12 protein-coding genes are annotated in these 11,720 nt (G+C 35.7%); 11 read left to right on the top strand and 1 reads right to left on the bottom strand.

Translation table 11 applies throughout. From position 1 onward, the window contains the following. From WBG45_RS00115 to WBG45_RS00095, 5 genes are all read left to right on the top strand, one after another. Nucleotides 1-821: LCP family protein (locus WBG45_RS00115; RefSeq protein ID WP_424411781.1), on the top strand; the 821-nt coding region annotated here is incomplete at its 5' end. Nucleotides 822-909: 88 nt separating this feature from the next. Continuing rightward, nucleotides 910-2,106 (top strand): AI-2E family transporter, encoded by a 1,197-nt coding sequence (locus tag WBG45_RS00110; RefSeq protein WP_424411780.1) that lies wholly within the window; start codon nt 910-912, stop codon nt 2,104-2,106. A 39-nt stretch (nt 2,107-2,145) separates the two neighbouring features. Beyond that, nucleotides 2,146-2,562, top strand: a complete 417-nt coding sequence (locus WBG45_RS00105) for a sporulation protein (RefSeq protein WP_424411779.1) — start codon at nt 2,146-2,148, stop codon at nt 2,560-2,562. Nucleotides 2,563-2,858: 296 nt separating this feature from the next. Then, nucleotides 2,859-3,701: an aldo/keto reductase gene (locus tag WBG45_RS00100; protein ID WP_424411778.1), complete on the top strand. Its 843-nt coding sequence runs from the start codon at nt 2,859-2,861 to the stop codon at nt 3,699-3,701. Between the two features lie 428 nt (nt 3,702-4,129). Next, entirely contained in the window at nt 4,130-4,678 is a 549-nt protein-coding gene (locus WBG45_RS00095) for a 2'-5' RNA ligase family protein (protein ID WP_424411777.1), read from the top strand. Between the two features lie 347 nt (nt 4,679-5,025). Here WBG45_RS00095 and WBG45_RS00090 read toward each other — a convergent pair whose 3' ends face one another. Next, entirely contained in the window at nt 5,026-5,994 is a 969-nt protein-coding gene (locus WBG45_RS00090) for an NAD(P)-dependent alcohol dehydrogenase (protein ID WP_424411776.1), read from the bottom strand. Nucleotides 5,995-6,374: 380 nt separating this feature from the next. On the opposite strand from WBG45_RS00090, the gene WBG45_RS00085 reads away from it, so the two are divergent. From WBG45_RS00085 to WBG45_RS00060, 6 genes are all read left to right on the top strand, one after another. Continuing rightward, entirely contained in the window at nt 6,375-7,775 is a 1,401-nt protein-coding gene (locus WBG45_RS00085) for a hypothetical protein (RefSeq protein ID WP_424411775.1), read from the top strand. A gap of 95 nt (nt 7,776-7,870) precedes the next feature. Next, on the top strand, nt 7,871-8,431 hold the full coding sequence (locus WBG45_RS00080; RefSeq protein ID WP_424411774.1) for an SLOG family protein: 561 nt from the start codon (nt 7,871-7,873) through the stop codon (nt 8,429-8,431). A gap of 188 nt (nt 8,432-8,619) precedes the next feature. After that, nucleotides 8,620-8,946: an ArsR/SmtB family transcription factor gene (locus tag WBG45_RS00075; protein ID WP_424411773.1), complete on the top strand. Its 327-nt coding sequence runs from the start codon at nt 8,620-8,622 to the stop codon at nt 8,944-8,946. After that, entirely contained in the window at nt 8,927-9,385 is a 459-nt protein-coding gene (locus tag WBG45_RS00070) for an SRPBCC family protein (protein WP_424411772.1), read from the top strand. Before WBG45_RS00075 ends, WBG45_RS00070 begins: the two co-directional genes overlap by 20 nt. 17 nt (nt 9,386-9,402) lie before the next feature. Next, nucleotides 9,403-9,792, top strand: coding sequence for an SRPBCC domain-containing protein (locus WBG45_RS00065; protein WP_424411771.1), 390 nt, complete (start codon nt 9,403-9,405; stop codon nt 9,790-9,792). 261 nt (nt 9,793-10,053) lie between these two features. After that, the coding region (locus WBG45_RS00060; RefSeq protein ID WP_424411770.1) for a M3 family oligoendopeptidase at nt 10,054-11,720 on the top strand (1,667 nt) is incomplete at its 3' end.

The following is an 11,720-nucleotide window of genomic DNA, read 5'->3' as shown; positions in this document are numbered from 1 at the left end:
AAAAATTAGCTTCGACTGTCGAACAAGAGGATATTGAATTCTCTGGCGATCCTCTTGATGTGAAGAACCCTTCTATTGAAAATGTGTTGGTCCTTGGTGTAGATACTAGAGGAGAAGAGCAATCACGAACTGATACGATGATGCTTGTTTCTTGGAATAAGGAAACAGACGAAGTAAACGTTGTATCGTTTATGAGAGATATCTATGCTGAAATTCCTGGATATAAAAGTTATAAGTTGAACACGGCGTATTATTTAAATGGCGTTCAATTAGTTAAAGACACTATTTCTGGCATGTTTGGAGTGCCGATTCATCATTACGCACTTATCGATTTTAAAAGCTTTGAATCTTTAGTTGATATTGTTGCACCGAATGGCGTTGAAGTTGATGTCGAAAAAGCCATGTCCGAAAAAATTGGTGTTTCTCTTGAACCTGGTGTTCAGCAATTAAATGGACAAGAACTCTTAGGGTATGCACGGTTCCGAGCTGATTCTGAAGGAGATTTTGGACGGGTTGCCAGACAACAAAAAGTAATTGAAGCACTAAAAGACGAAGTGCTAAGCCCGACAAATGCAATTCATTATCCTAAATTTGCTGGCGCAATCCAAGGGTATGTACAATCTGATTACTCTACAACTGATGAAGTGAGGAAAGTACTTAGTCTAGCGTTTAGCGGTGGAGTGGAAATTAACAAATTAACCATACCTGTTGAAAAAAGTTATGATTATGCTTCTTATCCTGGAGTCGGATCAGTTATAGAAATTAATCTTGAAAAAAACAAAGCTGCATTAAGTGAATTTATAGGAATGCCTTTGCGTTGATTTATTGATAATCAACGCATTTTTCCTGTATGATAAAGTTCTACCATATCTTTATTAGATTAGAAGAATTCGAAAGTGAGGACAAAGTATGCAGCCAGAAAAAGCCTCCTTTTTCTCCACTAGATTTATTCAGTTTCTAGGTGGGAAAAACACGCTCTTTTTATTGTTTTTAATCTTTTTAGTTGGATTAATTATTTGGATTTTTGATGTCGTTTCATTTGTGTTTTATCCACTTCAAGTATTATTAGCAAATGTAGTGCTGCCTGTGATTTTGGCTACCATTGGCTATTACTTATTGAGACCGTTATTACGAAAATTAGTGAAATGGAGAATCCCGAAAATTTGGGGAATTTTAATTATTTTTCTTGCTTTAATCGGCTTAATTACAGGATTGATTTTACTTGTATTTCCATTTTTGAAATTTGAATTAACCAATTTGATTCAAGAATTCCCTGAATATTTCAAGCAGCTCGTTATATCTTTTGATGCTTTTCTTCGTACTTCGATTTTTTCGAGTTACTATGCAAACTTAGAATTTGATGTTGATACTCTTATGGAGCAAATTCCCGAAGATATTGGAAACATTCTTCAGGATACTGTAGGTGGAGTCGCTAGTGGGATTGGGAAAGTGATTTCTACTTTAACAGGCTTAGTGTTAGCTATCGTAACAGTTCCATTTATCTTGTTTTATTTACTAAAAGACGGGGAAAAGTTACCGCAATATATTCTAGATTTATTACCACCTCGTATGCGAGAAGATACACATCAAGTAATGAAAGATGCTGATAAACAAATCAGTGCTTATATCCAAGGCCAAATTTTAGTAGCGATATGTATTGGCTTTATGGTGTTCATTGGATTCTTAATTATTGGAATGAAATACGCATTACTACTAGGTGTTTTAGCCATGATTACTAGCGTAGTACCTTATTTAGGTCCAATCATCGCTATTGCCCCTGCGGCAGTTATTGCCTTGGTGACATCTCCATTTATGTTAGCTAAGCTAGCTATCGTATGGACGGTTGTTCAACTGGTGGAAGGTAAGTTTATTTCTCCTCAAATTATGGGTAAATCATTACATATACATCCAATTACGATTATTTTTGTGTTATTAACTGCTGGCTCGTTATTTGGGGTTCCTGGAGTAATTTTAGGTATTCCGGGATATGCTTTACTTAAAGTGTTGGTAACGCATATGTACATGTTATTTAAGAGACGTTATAACCGACATGAAACATTAGTTGAAAATCACTTTGAACCCGCGCGTTTAGAAAGTGAAAAGTAAGTAGAGAACGGTTTAGTTTTATAGGGGAGGAAAGTCGAAATGCTAAAGAAATTTTTGTCCACAATTGGTATTGGGTCGATGAAAGTTGATACAGTTGTAGACCAACCTGAAATTGCTTATGGTGAGACACTATCTGGAACAATTTATATTGATGGGGGTCAAAGCGATCAGGAAATTGAATTTATTAAACTAGAAGTATTAAAGAGAACTGAAGGACATCGTGAAGATAGTGATTTTGATATCACAAATGAATGTGTAGCCAAACATACGATTGAAATGGTTGGATCGGTTAAATCTAAAGAGACACGAATGGTTCCGTTTCAATTAGTGCCAGACGAACGTTGGGAATCTGAGGGAGAAAATGTGAAGCTTTTCTTAAGAACTTCAATTAATATTTCAAATGCAGTGGACGTTCAAGATGAAGATGAAATCGTGTTCAACAAAGATTTAGATTAAGAAAAAAAGAAGTCATTTCCTTTAGTTAGGGAATGACTTTTAATTTATTCTAAAGTTGCATAATGCAACTAAAGGAAGTGTTAATTAAATGCAAAATGCAATTAGTTTAGAATACATGCAATGTGCAAATATGTTATTGCGGTTATATATGCAATTTGCAACTATGGTACTGAGGTTGATTTAACAACGTTTTCATAATAAATAAAATCAACTCGAGTCTTTTCAATTGAACTGCATTGTCATTAAAGAGAAAATAGACAAGCATAACAAAATTACCTAAATGGAGGATTGATCCTATGATTAAGAACTTACAATCAACAACAACTTTACATAATGGAGTTAAAATGCCTTGGTTTGGACTGGGTGTATTCAAAGTAGAAGAAGGACCAGAATTAGTAGAAGCTGTGAAAACTGCTATTAAAGAGGGCTACCGTAGCATCGATACCGCTGCCATTTATAAAAATGAGCAAGGCGTAGGCGAAGGTATTCGTGAAGGGTTAAAAGAAGCGGGTATTTCACGTGAGGATTTATTTATCACATCAAAAGTGTGGAATGCGGATTTTGGCTATGACTCTACATTAGAAGCTTACCAAACTAGTTTAGACAAATTGGGGTTAGAATATTTAGATTTATACTTGATCCATTGGCCGGTTAAAGGTAAATATTTAGACACTTGGAAAGCATTAGAAACACTTTACTCAGAAGGGCGAGTAAAATCAATTGGCGTTAGTAATTTTCAAATTCACCATTTAGAAGATGTTATGAAAGACGCTAAATTCATCCCAATGGTAAACCAAGTTGAATATCATCCAAGGTTATCCCAAATAGAATTGCTTTCCTTCTGTCAGCAACATAATATCCAACTTGAAGCTTGGTCACCACTTATGCAAGGTCAGCTACTGGAGGATTCTACACTGAAAGAAATTGCTGATGTCCATGGAAAATCGGTAGCACAAATCATATTACGATGGGACTTACAAAATGGGGTTGTAACGATTCCTAAGTCAACAAAAGAACATCGCATCATTGAAAACTCATCTATTTTTGATTTTGAACTATCTGCTACAGAAATGGAGAAAATTGCTGCACTAAATGAAAATAAACGTATTGGTCCAGATCCTGACACATTCGACTTTTAAATAGAAACTATTAAGTATCATCTTTAAAAATATGTTAGCCGTTCAGTTTTGTACATTTCAGTTAATTGTACAAAATGAACGGCTTTTATAATTTAAATATTATTTATACTTGTACAGTGAATCGCAGTGCATTTTCATTGTCAATACCGAATAAACCCATCTTTTCTTATTGACAGAAAATTGCATTTCTGAATAACTTAAATGGATATTATTGGTATAGTATTAAAAAGAAACATTTGAGTTCAATTTAAAAAGGAAAAGAATTAGATATGTGGTCAAATTATAAAATTGGCTACCACATCATGGAGAGCTTTCTGAAGGGAATTAACCATATATCTGTTGAAGAATGGACCAATTTAGCAGCAGTAAATATCAGAAGCAAAAGTGGACTAAGCTACATACTAACTATGTTTGGGGAGTGATATTAATTGCAATTTTTCATTGGAATTGTACCTTCAGATGAATACAAAATGAAAATATTAGATTTTCAGCATAAATGGGAAAATAATCAGATTACAGATGTTGTCGAACCACATATTACTCTAAAGGCACAAGGCGGATTATCCCCAGATAAGAAATGGCTAAGTAAAGTTATAGAAGTATGTAATAACTTTCAAGTCTTTCAGATAACACTAGGTAAACCAATGTTTTTTGGTAATGAAATTCTTTATCTAAGTGCAACTTCAAAGGAATTGGTTAAACTACATAAAATTATAGTTCGAGAAATTTCTCCTTCTAAGGAATTAATTAAAAAGTATTTTGAGTTTGACGACTTTGTGCCACATATGACTTTAGGAAAAACAAGTTATGGTTTAACAACAGAGGAACTTTGTGATATGGGGAGATTGACAGAAGAAGAAATCAGTCCTTTTCCAACTTTTGATGTTAGATTTGTGAGGGTTTATCAAGAAATTGAAACAAATAAATATATAAAGTATATAGATATTCCTTTAAAAGAACAAAGGAATGTTTATTAAATGATTATTTAAAAGGAAGATTACGATGATGTTCTAACAATGTTGTTTGAAAATATACCCATACTAAGATTTAGTATGGGGGTTTTTCCATTTCTCTTATAATAATTCATATGAAATATTCGTTCTCGCATTTTCATACTCTGTGATGGAGTGCTGATTTTGCGCTTCATGGAAGGTTAACGGATGCTTAAGTTAAACATCTAAATTATTGATCAAACAAGATTGTTCAGTTCAGAAACATGTCAATTAAAGAACGCACATTTTTTAAGATGAATATAAAATGTGCATTTCTCTAGTTATATATATCAATTCTCTTTACTTACCTAAATAAAATGCTCCAAAAATAATCACATCGTGATGATAACTTTACCTTGAGAGTGGCCTTCTTCGAAATACCTGAGTGCTTCGTGCGCTTCACTTAAGTTATAAGTTCTATCAATGACCGGTTTTACTTTACCGTTTTCGAGAAGTTCTTTCATAAAAATTAAATCTTTTTGGTTCGCCCTTTGCAACATGTTGCCCATTTTCTTATTCCCAGTCAATGAAATAAAAGGTCCTTGAACCAAGGCTTCAGTAAATTGGGCTCCGCCACCTCCGACCATGACATATCTTCCATGGGAATTTAGTGCGCGCTTATAAGCTGAAATAGGGTGGTATCCGTTAACAGCAAGAATCAGGTCATAACTCTGAGTTTTTTTTGTGAAATCTTCCTTTGTATAGTCTATGACGTGGTCTGCTCCAATCGATCGTAGAATGTCTAAATTTCTTGTACTGCATACACCTGTTACTTCAGCGCCTAATGATTTAGCGATCTGCACTGCGAATGTTCCCACACCACCCGATGCACCATTTATCAAAACTTTTTGTCTCGACTTAATTTGACCTTTATCCCTAAGAGCCTGTAGCGCTGTAACTGCAGCCATAGGTACCGCAGCGGCTTCCACAAAGGAAATGTTAACTGGTTTTAACACTAACACATCTTCAGGAACTGCTACATATTCAGCAAAACCACCCCAACCACAACCTGATAGGTCTCCGAACACTTCATCACCTGGTTGAAGTTGCTTAATATCTTTTCCAACTGCTTCAACCCGACCTGCTATGTCACCTCCAGGTATGGTGTATTTTGGTTTCAAAAGTCCGAAAGCCAAGCGGGATAAGTAGGGTACCCCTTTCAAGAGAACCAGATTGCCATAATTCACAGAGGATGCTTGAATTTTCACTAGCACTTGATTGTCCTTTGGAATTGGTTTTTCCATTTCTATTAATTTAAGAACTTCAGGCGGTCCGTATTTGTCATAAAACATTGCTTTCATCTATGTTCCTCCTAATTTTCTCGGAATAATCAATTCCCTAATTCAAAGTATTCTAGTTAACAGATATTCAAGACCGTTCACTAAAATAAATGCGATCATTAGTGAGAGTAAATATTGCTGAATATTATCAGTTGGGTATTAACATTTCTTTATTGTGATTTTTTTCATCTACTCTTTCTTGAATCTGTTGTATATATTTTACTTACATATCTTTCTTTTTTTATTTATACTCACAGAATCTCCCGGCATGTATCTTAACTGTCCATCGTAATTTTGAATATTCCTCAGGCTCCTTGTGTTTCTCCACATATCCTATAGTACATCTTGAATTGGGGGAAACACCCATTTCAAGCAAACGTATAAGATAGGAGAGGAATCAAATGGGTATTGAACTGACAGCAATACATTGGATTTATGTATTATTCATCTGTTTAATTATTGGCTTTATGGTAATGAGACGTGATACGACACTTGTTAGTATTGTTGGTATTTTCTTGATTGCGGTAATTGCAACTGGATCATTAAGTGCTTCAATAAGTAGTATTTTTAACAGTTTTATATATGCCATAACGGAATTGCTACCAACCATTTTAGTTATCTCAATTATTGTAGCAATGAGTAAAGTATTAACAACGACTGGCGTCAACGATGTGATGATTTCCCCATTCTCTAAACTGATTAGAACTCCAGCGCTTGCTTATTGGACAATTGGGATTCTCATGATGATTATTTCTTGGTTTTTTTGGCCATCTCCAGCTGTCGCGTTAATGGGAGCTGTTTTACTTCCTATTGCAATACGAGTTGGATTGCCAGCACTTGGAGTCGCTATGGCAATGAACCTCTTTGGACACGGGATTGCGTTATCCGGAGATTTCATCATCCAAGGTGCACCTAAATTAACAGCAGATGCTGCAGGTCTCCCAGTTAGCGATGTAATTAGTGCAAGTATACCGCTCGTATTTGTGATGGGGCTTGTTACGACAATTACCGCTTTTTACTTCTTAAAACGTGATATGAAATCTGGTAAATTAACCGCCACTACAGGATTATCTACAACACCTTCAATTGAGCCATCCCCGCAACAATTAAAACTATTATCAGTAAATCAAAAGCGCTTTTTTGCTATCTTAATCCCTGTGCTATTTGCTCTAGATGTAATCGTGATGTCGATGCTGAAACTGCAGGGTGGAGATGCGACTGCTTTAATTGGTGGAACATCAGTTTTCATTCTTTTGCTCATTACAATGGTAAGTCATAAAAACAAAGGGTTAGAACAAGCTACTAGCTATTTTATTGAAGGCTTCCAATTCGGTTTTAAAGTATTTGGAGCAGTCATTCCAATAGCGGCATTTTTCTATTTAGGCGACGCAGGATTCACAAAAATTATAGGTGAACTATTACCTAAAAATTCACACGGAATTGTCAATGATCTTGGTGTGGCATTAGCGTCAATTGTTCCGTTAAGTAAAGAGGTGGGAGCTATCACGTTAACAGTAGTCGGGGCCATAACCGGCCTCGATGGATCTGGTTTCTCTGGAATTTCACTCGTTGGATCAGTCGCTACCATTTTCTCTACAGCCATTGGAGCGGGGGCAGCTACACTTACTGCGTTGGGTCAAATAGCGGCCATTTGGGTTGGTGGTGGGACACTAGTTCCGTGGGCACTAATTCCAGCAGCGGCAATTTGCGGTGTCGATCCATTTGAACTCGCAAGAAGAAATCTTGCCCCAGTGACAATCGGTTTAATTATCACAACAATAGTGGCGATGTTTTTAATTTAATAGGAATAGATTAAGACTCTCGACTTATGGAGAGTCTTTTATCTTTTTACATGCTAGACTAGTGTAAATAGAACTCGATGACTCGGAGGAATTGAATGTTAAAAAGATTAGTCATAACAGGTTATAAACAACATGAGATTGGTGTATTCGACGACAAACACCCAGGAGTTGGCTACATTAAGAAAGCATTAGAAAACCATCTTCTTCAGTTGTTGGATGAAGGACTCGAATGGGTAATTTTCAGCGGTCAATTAGGTGTTGAGACATGGGCTGCAGAGTTAGTCATAAACTTGAAAGCTGATTACCCAAAATTAAAATATGCCCTAATCACACCTTTTTTAGATCAAGAAAAGAATTGGAATGACCCTAAAAAAGAGAAGTATCAAGAGATATGTGCAAAAGCTGATTTTCAAACGAGCGTAACCAAAAAACCATATGAGGGACCATGGCAATTTATCGAAAAAAACAAATTCATCATTCGTAATTCTGATGGGATGTTGATTATCTATGATGAAGAAAACGAAGGTTCTCCAAAGTTTATGAAAGAACTTGCATTAAAGTATGCTGAGAACCATGACTATCACATCATCTCAATATCAGCAGATGATTTACAACTCATTGCTGAAGAAGAGATACAAAACAATTGGGCTGAATAAGTATGGGAAAATAGGTAACAATAGTTAGCAAGACAAATCAAACACGATATGACAAAGTATTTAAAATAAAAGTATTTACTCCAATTAAATAAGGAGTGAATACTTTTTTGGTTTGTATAAGAATTTTTAATTTACTTAAAACTTCTAATTAAGTTGACGCTTAATTAAGTCTGCGCTAAATTATGTTTATGATAGAAAAAGTGATACAGGCCTTAACTGAGCCCAAACGTAGAGTTATTTTACAACTTGTATACGAAAATGAATTAACCTCGAGTGCTATTGCTTCGCATTTTGATATTTCCGCACCAGCAATCTCACAGCATCTCAAAGTGCTCGAAGGAGCCGGACTTGTAATTGTTCGGAAAGAAGGTACGAAAAGATATTATGGAATTAAAAAGGACGGCTTTTCGGAGCTAAAACAGTTCATCGAACACTTTTGGGATGATCATTTACTTCTCTTGAAAGAAGTCGCCGAAGAAGAAGAAAGGAAAATTCATGAATCAGAATCTGAATGAGTCCATCCGGAAAGAAATCTTTATCAATTGCAGGCCACAAATATTATTTGGCTTTTTTACGGACCCTGAGAAAATGGTGCGTTGGATGGGAAGGCATATCGTATTAGAACCTCGTATCGGTGGGAGCTATCGAATTGACGTCAATGGTCAAGACATCGCTAAAGGCGAGTACTTAGAAATCGTCCCATATGAGAAAATTGTAATGAGCTGGGGTTGGGAAAATTTAAAAATTCTTCCTCCGGGATCGAGTACTTTAGAATTCCGACTGATTCCAAAAGACGGTGGGACACTACTTGTGTTGACTCATTATAATCTTCCGCAAGAAAAAGTTCAGTCTCACCTAGATGGTTGGATTCATTACATGATTAGACTGCAAACATTAACAGAAGGACAAAATCCTGGAATTGATCCATGGTCCATTATTAAAACTGAATCGTAAAATTGGAGGAAATTATTATGACACAAACAATTCACCAAGAAATAAATTTCAATGTAAACTCACAACGTCTTTATGATACGCTTACAAATTCTGTGCAATTTGGTGAAGCGACAGGTGGCGCACCAACAGAAATCAGTACTGAAGAAGGAGGTTCCTTTTCTTGTTTTGGAGGGATGATTGTTGGAAGAAATATTGAATTAGTTCCGAATAAGAGAATTGTTCAAGCATGGCGTGCAGGTAATTGGGACGCAGGAGTGTATTCAATCGTAAAGTTTGAATTCAATGAGAAAGGTCAAGAAACTCAACTTGTTTTTGACCACATTGGTTTCCCAAATGGTCAAGGTGAGCACCTTGAAGCAGGATGGCATGAGAATTATTGGAAACCACTCGAACGATATTTTGCTTGATTTTGTTGGGCCATATAAAAAACTCTCCAATTTATGTTTTTCATAAATTGGAGAGTTTTTTAAATATATTCAAGAAGTTAAATAAAACGCTTACCAAGTTAATTACCAATTTTCCCTGTGGACTTATCAAATAATTCCTAATATAAAAATTTTTCCTTGTTGAAACATTTGAAATAATAGTAAACTAAGGAATAGTTAGTATAAATGAATACTAAGATATTCATGTATGACGATTATTAAAAAGTAGGGGTTGGATATTAAATGGTAACGAAATTTGAGGAGTTTACTTACACAAGACCAGAATTTAAGGAAATTGAAAAAAAGTTTGAAGAAGCATTAATTCTTTTTAAAAACGCTACTAGTGTTGAAGAGCAAAGTAAAGCAATGAAGTCCATTAATGAAATTAGGAACCATTTTGGAACAATGATGAATCTTGTCTATGTTCGAAATTCGATTGATACAAATGATGAATTCTATAAAGCTGAAAGAGACTACTTGGACGAATTAAGTCCAAAAGTAGACGATTTAATTACTAACTATTACAGAGCATTAGTGGGTTCTTCATTCCGAAGTGAATTAGAAGAAAAGTGGGGCACTCAGTTATTTGCCATTGCTGAGGCTCAGATTAAGTCATTTTCTTCAGAAGTTATTCCATTGATGGAAAAAGAAAATAAATTAACATCTGAATATCAACAATTGATAGCGTCAGCAAAAATTGATTTTGAGAACGAAGAACGAACACTTGCTCAAATGCAGCCGTTTACTGAATCGACTGATCGTGACATGCGTAAGAAAGCAAAAGAGGCTTACTTTAGTTTCTTTGCTGAAAATGAAGAACAACTCGATCGTATTTATGATGATTTAGTTAAAGTCCGAACGGAGATTGCTCGCACATTAGGCTATCAAAACTTTGTAGAGCTTGGCTATTATCGAATGATTCGGACGGATTATGATGCAGCGATGGTCAAGAAATTCCGTGATCAAGTGAAAGAATTTATCGTTCCGCTTGCAACTAAATTAAAACAACGCCAACAACAACGAATTGGTGTAGAAGACTTTAAGTACTATGATGAATCATTTAATTACACAACTGGGAATGCGACACCTAAAGGAACGCCTGAGTGGATTATTGATGGCGGCAAAAGGATGTATGATGAATTATCAGTTGAAACAAGTGAATTCTTTGATTTCATGATTAATAACAACTTAATGGACCTTGTCGCTAAAAAAGGGAAGGCAAGTGGAGGGTATTGTACGTATATCGATGATTACAAAGCACCTTACATTTTTTCTAACTTTAACGGAACTTCCGGAGATATAGATGTTTTAACACATGAAGCGGGACATGCATTCCAAGTGTATTCAAGTCGTCATTACGAAATTCCGGAGTATATTTGGCCTTCATTTGAAGCATGTGAAATTCATTCGATGAGTATGGAGTTTTTAACATGGCCATGGATGGAGAACTTTTTCAAAGAAGACACGGATAAGTATAAGTTTTCTCATTTGAGTAATTCTCTTGAATTCTTACCATACGGTGTAGCTGTCGATGAATTCCAACACTTTATTTATGAAAATCCTGAAGCTACTCCTGCTGAACGGAAATTGGCATGGAAAGAGTTAGAAGAAAAATATCTGCCGAATCGGGACTACGACGGAAACGACTATCTTAACAGAGGTGGATTCTGGCAGCGTCAAGGTCATATTTATCAAAGCCCATTTTATTACATCGATTATACATTGGCCCAAATATGTGCATTCCAGTTCTTTAAACGCACTCAAGAAAACCGCGAGGAGGCTTGGGCAGATTATGTTCACTTGTGCAAATTGGGTGGAAGCTTATCCTTTACAGGACTTGTCAAAGAAGCAAACTTGATCTCACCTTTCGAAGAAGGTTGTGTTGAGTCAGTAATCGGCCCAATTGAACA

Origin of the sequence: Paenisporosarcina sp., assembly GCF_049671445.1 — a bacterium.
Lineage (GTDB): Bacteria > Bacillota > Bacilli > Bacillales_A > Planococcaceae > Paenisporosarcina.
This window is presented reverse-complemented; position numbering and strand designations above follow the sequence as displayed.